Source organism: Enterovirga aerilata (assembly GCF_013044135.1).
GTDB lineage: Bacteria > Pseudomonadota > Alphaproteobacteria > Rhizobiales > Beijerinckiaceae > Enterovirga > Enterovirga aerilata.
Genome location: NZ_JABEPP010000007.1, coordinates 200,294 through 215,866 on the forward strand (window position 1 = coordinate 200,294; position 15,573 = coordinate 215,866).

18 protein-coding genes are annotated in these 15,573 nt (G+C 71.3%); 13 read left to right on the plus strand and 5 right to left on the minus strand.

Annotated elements, in window-relative coordinates:
• The first annotated feature begins 1 nt into the window (after position 1).
• The 7 genes from ccoO (at position 2) to ccoS (ending at position 6,412) form a co-directional block, all read left to right on the plus strand.
• Complete coding sequence (gene ccoO / locus HJG44_RS22475; RefSeq protein ID WP_171220633.1) at positions 2 to 745, plus strand: cytochrome-c oxidase, cbb3-type subunit II; 744 nt, start codon at positions 2 to 4, stop codon at positions 743 to 745.
• Positions 746 to 749: 4 nt separating this feature from the next.
• A complete protein-coding gene (locus HJG44_RS22480) occupies positions 750 to 899 on the plus strand; it encodes a cbb3-type cytochrome c oxidase subunit 3 (RefSeq protein ID WP_171220634.1) in 150 nt (49 codons plus the stop codon).
• 5 nt (positions 900 to 904) lie between these two features.
• Complete coding sequence (ccoP, locus tag HJG44_RS22485) at positions 905 to 1,780, plus strand: cytochrome-c oxidase, cbb3-type subunit III (RefSeq protein ID WP_171220635.1); 876 nt, start codon at positions 905 to 907, stop codon at positions 1,778 to 1,780.
• A gap of 184 nt (positions 1,781 to 1,964) precedes the next feature.
• Positions 1,965 to 3,398: a cytochrome c oxidase accessory protein CcoG gene (gene ccoG / locus HJG44_RS22490; RefSeq protein WP_171220750.1), complete on the plus strand. Its 1,434-nt coding sequence runs from the start codon at positions 1,965 to 1,967 to the stop codon at positions 3,396 to 3,398.
• A gap of 8 nt (positions 3,399 to 3,406) precedes the next feature.
• On the plus strand, positions 3,407 to 3,916 hold the full coding sequence (locus HJG44_RS22495; protein ID WP_246736430.1) for a FixH family protein: 510 nt from the start codon (positions 3,407 to 3,409) through the stop codon (positions 3,914 to 3,916).
• Positions 3,917 to 3,939: 23 nt separating this feature from the next.
• Entirely contained in the window at positions 3,940 to 6,267 is a 2,328-nt protein-coding gene (locus tag HJG44_RS22500) for a heavy metal translocating P-type ATPase (RefSeq protein ID WP_171220636.1), read from the plus strand.
• A 7-nt stretch (positions 6,268 to 6,274) separates the two neighbouring features.
• Positions 6,275 to 6,412: a cbb3-type cytochrome oxidase assembly protein CcoS gene (ccoS, locus tag HJG44_RS22505; RefSeq protein WP_171220637.1), complete on the plus strand. Its 138-nt coding sequence runs from the start codon at positions 6,275 to 6,277 to the stop codon at positions 6,410 to 6,412.
• A 9-nt stretch (positions 6,413 to 6,421) separates the two neighbouring features.
• Here ccoS and HJG44_RS22510 read toward each other — a convergent pair whose 3' ends face one another.
• The 5 genes from HJG44_RS22510 to HJG44_RS22530 are packed head-to-tail and all read right to left on the minus strand — an operon-like array spanning position 6,422 to position 9,522.
• Positions 6,422 to 6,802 carry a PaaI family thioesterase gene (locus HJG44_RS22510; RefSeq protein ID WP_171220638.1) on the minus strand — a complete coding sequence of 127 codons (381 nt, stop codon included), beginning with the start codon at positions 6,800 to 6,802 and terminating at the stop codon, positions 6,422 to 6,424.
• Positions 6,802 to 7,683 (minus strand): beta-keto acid cleavage family enzyme, encoded by an 882-nt coding sequence (locus HJG44_RS22515; RefSeq protein WP_171220639.1) that lies wholly within the window; start codon positions 7,681 to 7,683, stop codon positions 6,802 to 6,804. The genes HJG44_RS22510 and HJG44_RS22515 overlap by 1 nt, the downstream gene beginning before the upstream one ends.
• On the minus strand, positions 7,683 to 8,441 hold the full coding sequence (locus HJG44_RS22520) for an SDR family NAD(P)-dependent oxidoreductase (protein ID WP_171220640.1): 759 nt from the start codon (positions 8,439 to 8,441) through the stop codon (positions 7,683 to 7,685). The genes HJG44_RS22515 and HJG44_RS22520 overlap by 1 nt, the downstream gene beginning before the upstream one ends.
• Positions 8,438 to 9,388, minus strand: a complete 951-nt coding sequence (locus HJG44_RS24320) for a 3-hydroxyacyl-CoA dehydrogenase NAD-binding domain-containing protein (RefSeq protein ID WP_171220641.1) — start codon at positions 9,386 to 9,388, stop codon at positions 8,438 to 8,440. Before HJG44_RS24320 ends, HJG44_RS22520 begins: the two co-directional genes overlap by 4 nt.
• Positions 9,385 to 9,522, minus strand: a complete 138-nt coding sequence (locus tag HJG44_RS22530; protein WP_171220642.1) for a hypothetical protein — start codon at positions 9,520 to 9,522, stop codon at positions 9,385 to 9,387. Before HJG44_RS22530 ends, HJG44_RS24320 begins: the two co-directional genes overlap by 4 nt.
• A gap of 236 nt (positions 9,523 to 9,758) precedes the next feature.
• Here HJG44_RS22530 and HJG44_RS22535 point away from each other — a divergent pair, with 236 nt between their 5' ends.
• The 6 genes from HJG44_RS22535 to HJG44_RS22560 all read left to right on the plus strand — a co-directional run bounded on the left by HJG44_RS22535 (position 9,759) and on the right by HJG44_RS22560 (position 15,529).
• On the plus strand, positions 9,759 to 10,730 hold the full coding sequence (locus HJG44_RS22535) for a Gfo/Idh/MocA family protein (protein WP_346767242.1): 972 nt from the start codon (positions 9,759 to 9,761) through the stop codon (positions 10,728 to 10,730).
• A 149-nt stretch (positions 10,731 to 10,879) separates the two neighbouring features.
• Complete coding sequence (locus tag HJG44_RS22540; protein WP_171220643.1) at positions 10,880 to 12,220, plus strand: ABC transporter substrate-binding protein; 1,341 nt, start codon at positions 10,880 to 10,882, stop codon at positions 12,218 to 12,220.
• A 10-nt stretch (positions 12,221 to 12,230) separates the two neighbouring features.
• A complete protein-coding gene (locus tag HJG44_RS22545) occupies positions 12,231 to 13,163 on the plus strand; it encodes a branched-chain amino acid ABC transporter permease (protein ID WP_171220644.1) in 933 nt (310 codons plus the stop codon).
• Positions 13,160 to 14,119, plus strand: coding sequence for a branched-chain amino acid ABC transporter permease (locus HJG44_RS22550; RefSeq protein WP_171220645.1), 960 nt, complete (start codon positions 13,160 to 13,162; stop codon positions 14,117 to 14,119). The genes HJG44_RS22545 and HJG44_RS22550 overlap by 4 nt, the downstream gene beginning before the upstream one ends.
• The gene (locus HJG44_RS22555) at positions 14,116 to 14,886 is read left to right on the plus strand and encodes an ABC transporter ATP-binding protein (protein WP_171220646.1); all 771 of its coding nucleotides are present in this window, start codon (positions 14,116 to 14,118) and stop codon (positions 14,884 to 14,886) included. Before HJG44_RS22550 ends, HJG44_RS22555 begins: the two co-directional genes overlap by 4 nt.
• Positions 14,873 to 15,529 (plus strand): ABC transporter ATP-binding protein, encoded by a 657-nt coding sequence (locus tag HJG44_RS22560; protein WP_171220647.1) that lies wholly within the window; start codon positions 14,873 to 14,875, stop codon positions 15,527 to 15,529. The genes HJG44_RS22555 and HJG44_RS22560 overlap by 14 nt, the downstream gene beginning before the upstream one ends.
• Positions 15,530 to 15,573 lie beyond the last annotated feature (44 nt).

Below are 15,573 nucleotides of genomic sequence, written 5' to 3' on the forward strand. Positions count from 1 at the left end.
CATGAGCAGCGCAAACGCAATCTGGAAGAAGCACGAGTTCTTCGAGAAGCACTCGATCATCCTCCTGATCGGCATCCTGATCGTGGTCGCGATCGGCGGCCTGATCGAGATCGTCCCGCTCTTCTACCTGAAGAGCACGGTCGAGAAGGTCGAGGGCATGCGGCCCTACACGCCGCTCGAGCTCGCCGGCCGCAACATCTACATCCGCGAGGGCTGCTATCTCTGCCACAGCCAGATGATCCGCCCGATGCGGGACGAGATCGAGCGCTACGGGCATTTCTCTCTCGCGGCCGAGAGCATGTACGATCACCCGTTCCAGTGGGGCTCCAAGCGCACCGGGCCGGACCTCGCCCGCGTCGGCGGCAAGTATTCGGACGAGTGGCACCGCGAGCACCTGAAGGACCCGCGCTCGGTCGTGCCGACCTCGATCATGCCGGCCTATCCGTGGCTGACGAAGCCTCTCGACACCCACGCCGTCGCGGCGGATCTCAAGGCGAACCAGCGGATCGGGGTGCCCTATACGGACGAGATGATCCTGAAGGCCCGCTCGGACCTCCTGACCCAGGCCGATCCCGACGATGCGGCCATGGACGAGTTCCAGAAGCGCTACCCGGGCGCGCTGCCGCGCGACGCCGGTCCCGCCCGGAAGCAGCCGACCGAGCTCGACGCGCTCGTCGCCTATCTCCAGGTCCTCGGCACCATGGTCGATTTCAAGCTCTACGACGCCAAGAAGAACCTGCGGTGAGGCCATGAGCTACGAATTCGCCTCGAGCTTCGCGCAGACGAGCGGGCTCCTCTACTTCGTGGGCATGTTCGGCGCGGCGCTCCTCTACGCCCTCTGGCCCCGGAACCGGGAGCGGTTCGACGCCGCGTCCCGCATGCCCCTGAGCGAGGAGTGACCGCCGTGGCCGAATCTGCCCTGAAGTCCCCGGAGAGTTCCGGCGAGACGACCGGCCATGAGTGGGACGGCATCCGGGAGCTCAACAACCCGCTGCCGCGCTGGTGGCTCTATACCCTCTATGCGACAATCGTCTGGTCCTTCGCCTATTGGGTCGTCTATCCGGCCTGGCCGCTCCTCACGAGCTACACGACGGGCCTCTTCGGCTACTCGCAGCGCGAGGTCGTGCTGGAGGAGGTGGCCAGGGTGCGCGAGGCGCGCGCGGCGCGCGGCCAGGCGCAGCTTGCCAGCGCGTCCTTCGAGGACATCCGCAGCGACCCGAACCTCCTGAACCTCGCGCTCGCGACCGGCAAGGCGGCCTTCGGCGACAATTGCGCCGGCTGCCACGGCGTCTCGGCCACCGGCCGGACCGGCTATCCGAGCCTGCAGGACGACGAGTGGCTCTGGGGCGGCACCCTGCCCGAGATCGAGAGGACGATCCGGTTCGGCGCCCGCACCTCGCATCCGGAGAGCCGCGCCGGCGACATGATGGCGTTCGGGCGCGACGGCATCCTGAAGCGGGATGAGATCCGGTCGGTCGCGAACTACGTCCTGTCCCTCTCGGGCAAGGCCTACGATCCGAAGCTCGACCTGGCCCGGGGAGGCGAGATCTTCGCCCAGAACTGCGCCGCCTGCCACGGCGACACCGGCCGGGGCAAGCAGGAGGTCGGCGCCCCGGATCTGACGGACGCGATCTGGCTCTACGGCTCCTCGCCCGAACAGGTGATCGCCACGATCACGAACGGCCGCAAGGGCGTGATGCCGGCCTGGGAGGGCCGGCTGGACGACGCGACCATCCGCTCGCTCGCGCTCTATGTCCACGGCCTCGGCGGGGGGCGCTAGGGGAAGGCCCGTATCGGCCGTTTGAGCCAGATCAAGCCGGGAGAACGCCGCCGCTGTTAGGGCGGCGTTCTCGTTTCCGCGACCTCGCGGCTGGACAGGTTTGATGGCGCTCGCCGAACACGCGCAACGGACAGGCTCGAGGCCGGCAGGCTCGGTGACGGTCCTGGAGGGCCGCCGCAAGGTGATGCGTCTGGCCTCCGCGCGGCCCGCCCCGACCGAGGGCCAGCTCTACGCCGCCCGCGAGAAGATCCACCCGGCTTCCGTCCGGGGCACCTTCCGGACGGTGAAGTGGGCGATCCTGTCCGTCGCGCTCGCCGTCTATTACGGCCTGCCGTTCCTGCGGTGGGAGCGCGGCGCGGAACAGCCATCGCAGGCGGTGCTGCTCGACCTCGACAAGGGGCGGTTCTACTTCTTCTTCATCGAGCTCTGGCCGCAGGACGTCACCTACGTGATGGGCCTCCTGATCCTGGCCGCGCTCGTCCTCTTCGCCATGAACGCGGTGGCCGGGCGGGTCTGGTGCGGCTATCTCTGCCCGCAGACGGTCTGGACCGACCTCTTCATGGCCGTGGAGCGGTTCGCCGAGGGCGACCGGCGCGAGCGCCAGAAGCTCGACGCGGCGCCCTGGACGGCGGACAAGATCTGGCGGCGCACGCTCAAGCACGCACTCTGGATCCTCATCGCCTGGTGGACCGGCGGCGCCTGGGTTCTCTATTTCGCGGACGCGCCGACGCTCGTCGTGCAGCTCGCCGCCTTCGAGGCTCCGACGGCGGCCTATGCGGCGATCGGCATCCTCACCGCGACGACCTATGTGCTTGCCGGCCACATGCGCGAGCAGGTCTGCACCTATATGTGCCCCTGGCCGCGCATCCAGGGCGCGCTGACCGACAGGCACTCGCTCGCCATCACGTACCGGTACGACCGCGGCGAGCCGCGCGGCTCGGCCAAGAAGGCGGCCGCGTTGCGCGCCGCCGGCCGGCCGGCGGGCGATTGCGTCGATTGCTTCCAGTGCGTGGCGGCCTGCCCGGCCGGCATCGACATCCGCGATGGGCTGCAGATGGAGTGCATCCAGTGCGGGCTGTGCGCCGACGCCTGCAACACCGTCATGCGCAAGCTCGGCCGCCCCGAGGGGCTCATCGCCTACGACACGGACGCGAATTGCCAAGCCCGGGCTGCCGGCGCGCCGGCCGTCTACAAGCCCGTCCGGGTCAGGACGCTGCTCTACGCGGCCATGATCTCCGCCGTGGGCGGGATCATGCTCTACAACCTCGCGACCCGCGATCTGACCGGCCTGAGCGCGATCCACGACCGCAACCCGCTCTTCGTGACGCTGGCGGACGGTTCGATCCGCAACGGCTACACGCTGCGGGTCCTCAACAAGCGGCCGATCGAGCGCGCGTTCACGCTCGGTCTCGACAGCCCGCTGCCGCTGCGGGCCGAGGTCGTGGGCGGCTCCGGGAACACGCTCCGGGTTCCGGCCGACTCGACGCAGGAATTCCGCGTCCTCGTCTTCGCGCCGCCGCGCGCCAAGCTCGACCGCTCGACCGAGCTGACCTTCGTCATCACCGATCCGACCACCGGCGACCGTGCCGCGGCCGACGACCACTTCAAGGCTCCATGAGCATGGGCATGCAGATGACGAGCGGCTCCGATGCCGGCTTCCGCCTCACCGGCCGGAAGGTGTTCCTCATCTTCCTGGCCTTCTTCGGGACCATCTTCGCGGCCGACGCCTTCCTCCTGACCTCGGCCCTGCGCACCTGGTCGGGGCTCGAGGTGCGCTCCCCCTATCAGGCCGGCCAGCGCTACAACGCGGAGCTGGCCGGCGCGCGCGAGCAGGAGGCTCGCGGCTGGACGATGGACCTCGATGTCAGGCGGGCCGGGGACGAGGAGGCCGACGTCACGGCGATCGCGCGGGACCGCTCCGGCCGCCCGATCACGGGCCTTGCGGGCCGGGCCTCGCTCGAGCGCCCCACGGACAAGCGCTTTGACCGGGCCGCCGGGCTCGTCGAGACCGAGCGCGGCACCTACCGCGCCGTGATCGAGGGTGCGCTGCGAGGTCAGTGGGACCTCGTGGTGGATTTCAGCGACCAGCACGGGGAGCGGCTGTTCCGACGCCGCTCCCGCGTGATCCTGCCCTGACCCGGCGTAGCGGGAGATCGATCATGTGCTGCGGCGACAACGCTCTCGCCTATCTCGACGCCCACGCGTCCTGGCACGACGGCGCCAAGCGCCTCTCCGAACGCGATCTCTCCGGCTTCGTCCGGGTGCAGCCGGACGGGTCCGCGCGCGCCGAGCTCGCCGTCGAGGGCGTCCGCTGCGCCGCCTGCATGGCCGCCATCGAGCGCGGGCTCGGCGCTCTCCCCGGAATCGCCTCCGCGCGCCTGAACTTCTCCGAGCGGCGTCTTGCCGTGTCCTGGATGCCCGGCCGGACAGCCGATCTCGTCGCGGTGATCGAGAAGCTCGAAGGGCTCGGCTACGGCGCCCAGCCCTTCGATCCGCGCCGCGCCGACGAGCCGGAGAAGGCCGAGCTCCGCCGCCTCGTCCGGGCGCTCGCGGTGGCGGGTTTCGCGTCCATGAACGTCATGCTGCTCGCGGTCTCCGTCTGGGCGGGCAACGTCTCCGACATGACGGCCGAGAACCGCGACTTCTTCCACTGGATGCAGGCGCTCGTCGCGCTGCCGGCGGCCGCCTATGCCGGCCAGCCCTTCTTCCAGGGCGCGATCCGCGGCCTGAAGGCCGGGCGCGTGACGATGGACTTCCCGATCGCGCTCGGGGTCGTGGCAACGCTGGTCATGTCGGTCTTCGAGACCGCGACGGGCGCTCATCACGCCTATTTCGACGGCGCCGTGATGCTGCTCTTTTTCCTGCTGATCGGGCGCGTTCTCGACCAGACCATGCGGCGCAAGACCCGCATGCTGGCCGAGAACCTCGCCGCCCTGCGCCGGGACAGCGCCGCGCGCGTGGACGAGAACGGCAGGGTGCAGGACGTGCCGGTCGGCGAACTCGCGGCGGGCGACCTCGTGCTGGTCCGCCCGGGCGAGCGCATGCCGGTCGATGGCCTGGTCGAGCGCGGCACCTCGCAGGCCGATATGAGCCTCGTCACGGGTGAGACCGCGCCCGTGGCGCTCGCGGCCGGCGACCGGGTCTATGCGGGCGCGCTGAACTTCGACGGCGCGTTGACGGTCCGGGTCACGGCGGCGGCCAGCGGCACCTTCCTGGACGAGGTCGAGGCGCTGATGAGCCGCGCGCTCGACATTCGCTCCCGCATCCTCGACCTCGCGAGCCGGGCGACACGCCTCTACGTTCCGCTCGTCCATGCGGCCGCGGCGCTGACGCTCCTCGGGTGGCTCCTCGCCGGCGCGGGCTGGCACGCCGCGATCCTGAACGCGGTGGCGGTGCTCATCATCACCTGCCCCTGTGCGCTCGGGCTCGCGATCCCGGCCGTGCAGGTCGCGGCCGCGGGGCTCCTCTTCCGGGACGGGATCCTGCTCGCCTCCGGGGACGCGCTCGAGCGCTTCGCCGCGATCGACACGGTCGTATTCGACAAGACCGGCACGCTCACCCTGCCCGAGCCGCGGCTCGCGGAAGGTTTCGCGACGGACCCGGGTCTCCTCGAGACGGCGGCGCGGCTCGCCCTGTCGAGCCGCCATCCCATGGCCTCCGCCCTTTCGCAGCTCGCGGGGGAGCGCACGCCCTTCGCCGGCGCGAAGGAGGCCGCGGGCCTCGGGGTCCGGGCCGTCGTGGACGGCGTCGAGATGCGGCTCGGCTCGCCGGATTTCTGCGGCGCCCGGGCGGCCGCGCAAGCGGTTCTCGCCTGGTATCCCGACGCCTCCGTGATCTGCGTCCGGATCGGCGACGGCGGCCCGGTGGCGCTTCCCGTGCACCAGGCGCTCCGGCCCGACGCCATCGAGACCGTCGCCGCGCTGAAGCGAGATGGGTATCGGGTCACCATGCTCTCGGGCGACCGCCGGAGCGCCGTCGCCGCCGTCGCGGCCCGGCTCGGCATCGAGGACTGGTCGGCGGAGCTCTCCCCGCAGGACAAGATCGCGCGCATCGAGGCGCTCGGCCGGGAGGGCCGGCGGGTCCTCATGGTGGGGGACGGGCTGAACGATGCCCCCGCGCTCGCGGCCGCTCACGCCTCCCTCTCGCCCGTGACGGCCGCGCATGTAAGCCAGGCGGCCGCGGACGCGGTGTTCCTGGGCCGCAGCCTCGAGCCGGTCCGCACCGTGCTCGCGGTGGGCCGCCGGGCGAGGCGCATCATGATGCAGAACCTCTGGTTCGCGGCGCTCTACAACGTGTTCGCCGTGCCGCTCGCCGCGGCGGGGTTCCTCACCCCGCTCATCGCCGCGCTCGCGATGAGCGGATCGTCGGTCGTGGTTTCGCTGAACGCCGTCCGGCTCCGCTTCGACCGGTCGGCCCCGCGCCCGCGGCCCGACGCTCCGGCCGGGCGCGCCCCGCAGCAGGCCGCGCCCGCCCTTCGGGCGGCATGAGGCGACGATGGACGTCCTTGTCTTCATGATCCCGATCGCGACCGGCCTCGGCCTCGTCGGGCTCTGCGCCTTTCTCTGGGCGCTGCGTTCCGGCCAGTACGACGACATCGAGGGCGCGGAGTACCGCGTCCTCCAGGACGACTGAGCCGGACGCCTATTTCACGGGCTTGAACACGCCGCTCGACTTGGCGACCAGCTCGCCCGCCTCGTCCCGCACCTCCGCCTCGCAGAACAGGATCGAGCGCCCGCCGCGTACCACGCGGCCCTCGCCGGTCAGCACCCCGGCCCGGCCGGGGGACAGGAACGCCACCTGCATGTCGAGCGTCATGACCGGCCTTCCGGCATAGGTCCTGCCGGCCGTCCCCATGGCGACGTCGAGCAGGGTACAGATCGCGCCGCCATGCGCGATGCCGATATTGTTCATGTGCTGCGGCCCGAGCTTCATGCGCAGCCGCGTCCTGCCCTCGAACAGGCCCACTTCCTCGATGGCGCAATGATCGACGAAGGGGATCTCGGCCCCGAAGACGAGCGCCATCAGGAGGCGAGCCCGAATGTGGCGCGCGCCTCGGCCGGCGTGGCGGGACGGAAATCGAGATGGGCGAGGAGGCTCACGGCCTTCTCGACGAGGGCGGCGTTGCTCGGCGCGAGCTTGCCGGCCGAAAGGTAGAGGTTGTCCTCCAGCCCGACCCGCACGTTCCCGCCGAGCGTTGCCGCGAGCGCAACCATCGGGAATTGCTGACGCGCGATGCCGAAGCCCGACCAGACCGCGTTCTTCGGCAGGCGATCGCGCATCTGGATCATGGTCTCGGGGGTGGCCGGCGCGCCCCAGGGTATGCCGAGGCAGATCTGGAACAGCGGCGGCGCGTCGAGATGCCCGTCGGCGATGAGGCGTTTGGCGAGTTCGATCTGGCCGAGGTCGAAGACCTCGATCTCGGGCTTCGCGCCGGCCCGCCTCGCGGCCGCCGCCATCTCGCGCAGGTGCGCCGGCGTGTTCATGAAGACGTGCTCGCCGAAATTCATCGTCGCGATGTCGAGCGTGCAGATCTCCGGCCGCAGCGCCTCGACATGGCGCGTGCGCTCGGCCGGCGTGGCGAGCGTGGTGCCCGGTCCGCCCGTCCTCGGATCCTCCGATCCGGGGACGTAGCGGCCGCCCGCTCCGGTCGTGAGGTTCAGCACGACCTCGGCATCCTTCTCGCGGATGCGTTCGACCACCTCCCGGTAATGCGCGAGCTCCATGGAAGGGTGGGTCGTCGCCGGATCGCGCACATGGATGTGGACGATCGCGGCGCCTGCCGCGGCCGCCTCGACCGCCGAGGCCGCGATCTCGGCCGGCGTGACCGGCACGGCCGGGTTCCTGCGGGACGAGATGTCCGCTCCGCCCGTGAGCGCGCAGGTGATGACGACCGGCTTCGACATCAGACAGACCCGCCGTCGACGACGATCGTCTCGCCCGTCATGTAGCCTGCGCCCGCCGCCAGGAACAGCATGGCCTCGGCGACGTCCTCCGGTCGCCCGAGCCGGGCCAGCATGGTGCGCTCGAGAGTCATGCGCCGGCGCGCCTGCGACCAGGCGCTCGTCAGCGGCGTCTCGATCAGGCCCGGCGCGACCGCATTCACCCGCACGTCGGGCGCGAGGGCCCGGGCGAGGCTCTTGGTCAGGTTGATCAGGCCCGCCTTGCTGGCCGCGTAGGCGATGGAGCTTCCGCGCCGCCCGAGCCCGGCCACGGAGGCCGTGTTGACGATCGCGCCTCCCGCCTCCCTCAGCGCCGGCGCGGCGGCCCGCGAGCAGCGGAACGGGCCGACGAGGTTCGTGGCGAGGATGCCGTCCCAGAACTCGTCCGTCATCGCGTCGAGATCGTCGAAGTCGATCGGCTCGGCCGTGCCGGTGATCCCGGCATTGTTGATCAGGACGTCCAGGCCGCCGAGCGCCTCGATCGCGTCCGCCACCATCGCCTCGGCCGCGCCGCTGCGGGCGGCGTCTCCGGGCGCCGCGACGGCGTCGAGCCCTTCGGCCCGCAGCTGCTCGACGGCGTGCCTGCCGCGCCCGTCGCCCGGGAGATAGTTCAGCGCGACCCTGGCCCCGCAGCGCGCGAAGAGGGTCGCGGCGGCAAGCCCGATGCCGGAGGCGGCGCCCGTGACGAGCACCTTCCGGCCGCGCAGGTCGGCCGTGATCATGTTCCCTCCATCCGGCCGATCGCCTTCATTGCCTTCTTGAGCGCGAGCAGCTTGCGGTCGCGCTCGCGGAACAGCTCCTCGGGCGGGCGGCCGCCCCAGTCGAAATAGCCGCGGCCCGCCATGACGCCCGTCCGCCCCTCCGCGCACAGCCTGTCGAGGACCTCCGAGCGGGTGCGCGGGGAAGGCGGCTGGTAGGTCGCGTTCCGGAGCGCGTGGCGCTGCAGCTCGAGCCCGGTGAAATCCGCCTTGGCGAGATGCCCCAGCACCGGAATCCGAGGCGCGAGGCCGTGGATGATGGCGTCGTCGATCTCGCGCGGGCTCGCCACGCCCTCGTCCAGGAGGTGGTACACCTCGGCCGAGATCGCCGACTGGATGCGGTTGGCGACATAGCCCGGGATGAAGCGCTTCAGGACGATCGGCACCTGGCCGAGGCCGAGGACGAGGTCGCGCACGGCATCCACGACGGCCGGGTCCGTCTCCGGCCCGGGCACAACGTCGACGAGGTCGACGATGTAGGGCGGCGTGTACCAATGCGCGACGATCGCCCGTGTCCGGCGCGCGGCCGGGATCAGCGGGAAGACGTCGAGATAGCTGGTGTTGCTGGCGAGGATCGTGTCCGGCCCGCAGAGCCGGTCGAGCTCGGCGAAAAGCGCGCGCTTCGCGTCCGGGTTCTCGGTGATGGCCTCGATCACGAGCCCGGCGCCTGCCACCGTCTCGGCGAGGTCCGGCGAAGGGCCGATCGCTCCGGTTACGCGCTCCGCCGTCCAACTCGCGTCAACCGCCTCCGCTTCGCGCAGCGTCTCGAGCGCCGAGGCGAGAAGGCCCGGCACGCGCTCCAGCGCCTCCCGGCTCGAATCCGTGATGCGCACCCGATGGCCGCCGAGCGCGAGCACGAGCGCGATGCCGTGGCCCATCAGGCCCGCGCCGATGACGGCGACCTCGCTCACGGCCGGGCCTCCTGCGCGGCTGCCGCGCCCTGCCGCCGCCACGGCCCGAGCCGGGCGAGCTCCCGCGGCGAGATCACGATGCGGTTCCGGAGCGCGAGCTCGCGCAGGCGGATCGGTTCGAACAGAGAGGCCATCGGGGCTCTTGGTACCCGGATTGTCAGACCGTGGCGACGGGCGTCGGGGGCGAGACCGCCATGGTCAGGCGCTGACGCCTCGGGGCCCAGCTCGGCGCTCGCATCGTCGTCTCCCGCCTGCGGCGGGCTCTCCCGGCCCGCTCCTCCCGCCTCCCTCCGGCACGAGCGCACGCGCTGTCAACCGGCGCGTCCGTCCGTGCTAGAGCGAGGCCCTCCAAGCGGAAAGGTTCGTCGCCGTGTCCCATCCTCCCGTCGCGATGGGCATCATCGGGGCCGGCATCATGGGCGAGCGCATGCTCGGCGCCGCGCTCGATCACGCCTCCCATGCGGTCCGGGTCGCCGGCATCTGGGATCCCGCGCCCGCCGCGCTGGACCGCATCCGGGCGCGGTTCCCGGCTGCGCCCATCCTGTCCGATTCCGCATCGCTCATCGCGGCGAGCGACTGCGCCTACATCGCCTCGCCGCCCGCCTCCCATCTCGGCCATGCCCGCGCGGCGCTTGCGGCCGGAAAGAGCGTCTTCGTGGAGAAGCCGCTGGCGGTGGACCTCGCGGACGCCCGCGCCTTCGTGGCCGAAGCCGGCGATCGTGGCGCGGTCAACTTCCCGTTCGCCTCGTCGCTGGGCGTCGAGACGCTTCGCCGCTGGATCGGGGAAGGCGCGGTCGGCCGCCCGCTCCGGATCGCCATCGAGGTCTCCTTCGCGACATGGCCGCGCTCCTGGCAGGCCGATGCGGCGGGCTGGCTCGACCGCCGCCCCGAGGGCGGCTTCACGCGCGAGGTGGTGTCGCACTTCCTGTTCCTGTCCCGCCGGCTCGGCGGGCCGCTTGCCGGGCTCGAAGGCCGGGCGGAGTTTCCCGAGCCCGGCCGTTCGGAACGGCGGGTCGCGGCGACGCTCACGGCAGGCGGCATACCGGTGAGCCTGGCCGGGACGGTCGGCGGGACGGACAGGGACGACCACAACACCTGGCTCATCGAGGGCGAGGCCGGGGCAGTACGGCTGCGCGATTGGGCCATCGCCGAGCGCCGCGCTCCCGACGGCACGTTCCATCCCGCGCCCGACGCCCTTCCGAACGAGAAGGGGCGCCCGATCGCGCTCCGGCGGCAGCTCGAGGGCGTGGCGCGGCTTGCCCGCGGCGAGCCGCACCGCCTCGCGACCATGCAGGAGGCCTTCGAGGTGCAGGAGATCGTGGAGGCGGTCCTGGCAGGCTGAGCGTTCCTCCCGAACCATCCCGGGCCGGCCCGCTCCGCCGGGCGATGGATCGTGCGGGCGGCAGGCTTTCACCCGATGCGGCTTTTCCGATGGACTTCCGCGGCCGAGCTGCGGCAGTCTTTCCGTCAATAAAACGGGGAGGACACGTGATGGCGGGTGACGTGCGATTTGCGCCTGGGTCTCTCACGCGGCGTGCGGCTCTGGGCGCGCTTGGGGTCGGGAGCCTCGCGCTGGCGGGGCGAAGCGTCCAGGCCCAGGCCGCGAAGCCGAGCGAGCTGAAGGTCGGCATCGCCACCTACCTGTCCGGTCCGGCGAGCGTGTTCGGGGTGCCCGGCCGGCAGGCGGCCGAGATGCTCTTCGACGAGATCAATGCCGAAGGCGGCATCGCGGGCGTGAAGGTCAGACCGATCTTCGTGGACGAGGGTCCGGGCGTCGACCATTTCGTCGGCGAGTACCGGCGCCTCGTGCAGAGCGAGAACGTCAACATCATCTTCTCGGCCATCTCCTCGGCCGATTGCCTCGCCTGCACCCCGCTCGCGGACGAGCTGAAGCGCCCGACGCTGCTCTGGGATTGCGGCACGCAGCGCATCTTCGAGGACGCGCGCTATCAGTATGCGGTGCGCACGCAGGGGAATGCGACGCCGGAGGTGCTGGCGGCTCTGCTCTACGTCCTGCGCGCCAAGCCCGACTTCCGGTCGATCGCGGTCGTGAACCAGGATTACGCCTGGGGCCGCGATTCCTGGGCGATCTGGAAGACCGCGATGGACACGCTGAAGCCGGGGGTCCGGGTCGCGGCGGAGTTCTTCCCGCGCTTTGGCGCGACCGACTTCTCGACGGAGGTCACGCGGCTCCTGGCGCTCCGGCCCGACGTCATCCTGACGACGTCCTGGGGCGGGGACCTCGACGCCTTCATCCGCCAGTCGGCGGAGCGCCGGCTGTTCGAGCGCTCGACCTTCGTCATGCCGCTCGCCGAATCCTCGCTCGAACGCGTCGGCAAGACGCTGCCGGCGGGCGTGATCGTGGGCGGGCGCGGCGATCATTGGTTCGGCCACCCGTCGCCGAAGGACCCGGCGCTGCTCGCGCGCTTCACGGAGAACTACCGCAAGCGCTTCAGCACGTGGCCCATCTATCCCACCCACCACATGGCCCAGGCGGTCTTCGCCATGAAGGCGGGCTACGAGAAGGCCATCAAGGCGAAGGGAGGCGGCTGGCCGACGGACGCGGAACTCGCGGCCGCCTTCCAGGGCCTGGAGTTCCCCTCCCTCACGGGCACGATCAAGATTCGCGAAGACGGACAGGGCCTCGAGGACCAGCTCATCGGAACGACCGTCCACACCGACAAGTATCCCTTCCCGGTCCTGACCGACATGGTGGTGTTCAAGGCGGCCGACATCACGACGCCCGTCGGGCAGAAGAGCCTCGACTGGCTGAAGACCCTAAGCCCCGACATGCCGGGCAAGATGCCGGCGCCGGTCCCCTACAGGGGCTGAGCCGCGCGCGATGCCCGGTTGGATCGCCGACAACGCGCTGCTGATCGGGCTCGCCGTCCTCGACGGCCTTTCCTATGCGGCCGCTGTCTTCATGGTGGCGGTCGGGCTCAACCTGATCTTCGGCGTCCTGCGCGTGCTGAACATCGCGCATGGCAGCCTCTACGCGATCGGGGGCTATTCGGCGGCCGCGCTCGGGCTCTTCGTGGTCTCGCGCGGCCTGCCGGGCTGGCTCGTCTTCCCGACGCTTCTGGCCGCCTCCGTCCTCGTGGGGCTCGTCCTCGGGCCGCCGATCGAGCGGCTGCTGCGCCGGACGGAGAAGGAGGAGCCGGTGCTCCAGCTCCTCGTCACCTTCGCGCTGTTCATGATCCTGGAGGACCTGCAGAAGCTCCTCTTCGGCGTGCAGCCGGTCGTCTTCGACGCGCCGCTCAAGATGCTGGGCACGGTGGACATCCCGTTCGGCCAGGACGTGATCCCGTTCACGGCCTACCAGCTCTTCGTCCTGCCCGGGATCGCGCTCGTGACCCTTGCGGGGCTCGCCTGGTTCCTGCGGCGGACGCTCTACGGCCGCATGATCGTGGCGGTCACGACCGATCGCGAGGCCGCGCGCGCCATGGGCATCGACGCCGCGAAGGTCACGCTTCTCACCTTCACGGCTGGGGCGGCGCTGGCGGCTCTGGGCGGCGCGCTCGCCTCGCCCACCGCCTCGCTCGTGCCGGGGGTCGGCGCGCAGACCATCGTCCTCTCCTTCGCGGTCGTCGCCACGGCGGGCCTCGGCCAGATCGAGGGCGCGGCCGTGACCTCGCTCCTGATCGGGCTCGGACGCTCCTTCGCGGTCTATTTCGAGCCGGAGCTCGAGGTCGTGGTGCCCTATCTCATCATGGTGGCCGTGCTGCTCGTGCGCCCGCAGGGATTGTTCGGCGTCCCGGAGACGCGCCGGATATGAGCCGTCGCGCCCTTCTCGAACTCGTCGCCGCGCTCGCCGCGGCCGCCATCGTTCTTCTCGTCGCCGCGCTCGTCCCCTGGCTGCGCTTCGTGCTCACGATCGCGATCGCGAAGGGCATCGCGGTGCTCGGCATCCTGCTCCTCCTCCGGGCCGGGCAGGTGAGCTTCGGCCACGCGCTCTATGTCGCGCTCGCGGCCTACGCGGCGGCCTTCGCGGCGCCCCGCATGCCCGAGGCGCTGCTCCTGCTGCCCCTCGGGGCGCTGGTCTCGGGCGCGGTCGGCCTCGTGGTCGGGCTCTTCGTGGTGCGCTACCGCGAGATCTTCTTCGGCATGCTGAACCTCGCCCTCAGCATGGTCTTCTATTCGGTCCTGGAGAAGTTCTACGCCCTCACCCACGGCACCGACGGCATCCGGCTGCCCGCGATCAGGTATGTCGGGACGGCGCTCGGCCCGGAGGAGGCGGGCTGGGCGACGCTTGCGGTCGCGATCCTGCTCGCACTCGGCTTCGGGGCCTTCGTGCGGGTCTATCTTCTCTCGCCGATGGGCGAGGCGCTCTCGGCCATGAAGACGAGGGAGACGCGGCTCGAATTCATGGGCATCCCGGCCCGCCGCGTGCTGCTCGCCGCCTATGTGCTCTCCGCCGTGATGGCAGGGTGCGGCGGCGTCATCATCGCCATGACGACGCGGCACGTCACGCCCGCGCTGGCCTATTGGACCGCCTCGGGCGAACTCGTCTTCATCGCCATCCTGGGCGGCGCCGGCAGTGTCTTCGGCCCCTTCCTCGGCGCTTTCGGATACGAGCTCACCCGCACCTACGCGGCCGCGCTCGTCGCGGATGCCTGGCAGATGATCCTCGGGATCGTGCTGCTCGGCGTGATCCTGTTCGCGCCCGGCGGGCTGTGGGGGATGGGACGCTCCGCGCTGCGCCGCAGGCCTGCCGGGGAGGGGGCGGCATGACGGCCCTCCTCGCCGCGCGCGGCCTCCGCCTCGCCTTCGGGGGCGTGAAGGCGGCCGACGGCGTCGATCTCGATGTCCGGGCCGGCGAGCACCTCGCCATCATCGGCCCGAACGGCGCCGGCAAGACGACCTTCATCAACATGGTGACCGGCTACCTGAAGCCGCAGGCCGGGGAGATCGCCTTCGAGGGCCGGCCCATCCTCGGCCTCTCGCCGCGCCGCATCGTCCGGCTCGGAATCGCGCGCTCCTTCCAGCTGCCGCAGCTCTTCACCGAGCATACCGTGCTGCAGAACGCCGCGCTCGCGGTCGCGTCCCGCGGCACCTTCTGGTCGGCCATCCGGCCTCTCCTGGACGGCGCGCATGTGGCGGAAGCCTCCGAGCTCCTCGGCCGGTTCGGCCTGTCCGATCTCGCCGGCCGTCGCGCGGACGCGCTGAACGAGGGTGCGCGCAAGCTCGCCGACATCGCCATGGCGCTCGCGCTCAAGCCGCGGCTCCTCCTCATGGACGAGCCGACGAGCGGGGTCGCGGCCTCCGAGAAGATGGCCATCGTGGAGACCCTCGTGCGCGTGCTGCGCGAGGCGGGCGTGACGGCCGTCTTCGTGGAGCACGACATGGACGTGGTCGCCCGCTTCGCCGACCGGGTCGCGGTCTGGAACCAGGGCCGCATCTCGGCGCTCGGGCCGCCGGCGACGATCCTGGAGGATCCCGCCGTCCAGCGCGACGTCATCGGCATCAGGGTCCGGGAGGGCGCCGATGCTGCGGCTTGAGGACGTGACCGTCGAGCTCGCCGGCGTCGCGGTGCTGCGGCGCGTGTCGTTCCAGGTCCCGCCGGGCGGGCGGGTCGCGCTGATCGGCCGGAACGGGGCGGGCAAGACGACCACTTTGCGCACCCTGATGGGGCTCGTGCCGCCGCGCGAGGGGCGCATCACGCTCGCCGGGCGCGATTGCACGCGGCTCCCGGCCCATCGGCGCACCTCTCTCGGGATCGGCTACGCGCCGGAGGAGCGGCGGCTCTTCGGCAGCTTCTCCGTCCGCAGCAACATCCTCCTGCCGGCCGAGGTCCTCTCGCTCCCGGATGACGAGATCGGGCGCCGGAGCGATCTCGTCTTCGGCCTGCTCCCCGAGCTGCGCGAACTCGCCCCGCGCCGGGCTGCAGGCCTGTCGGGCGGGCAGGGGAAGATGGTGGCGCTCGGCCGCGCCCTCATGGTCGGCACCCGGGCCATCCTGCTCGACGAGCCCTTCCAGGGCCTCGCCCCGGCGCTGGCGCTCCGCTACGCCGACGCGCTCGGCCGGCTGCGCGAGGCGCTGCCCGACGTCGCGATCCTGATCACCGAATCGAGCCCCGATCTCCTTGCATCCCTCGTCGACGAGACCTTCGTCATCGAGCGGGGCGAGATCGCGCGCGCCTAGGATAAGCTTCGTTCAGATCCCGGTCGCGCATCCAGGCACGGGAC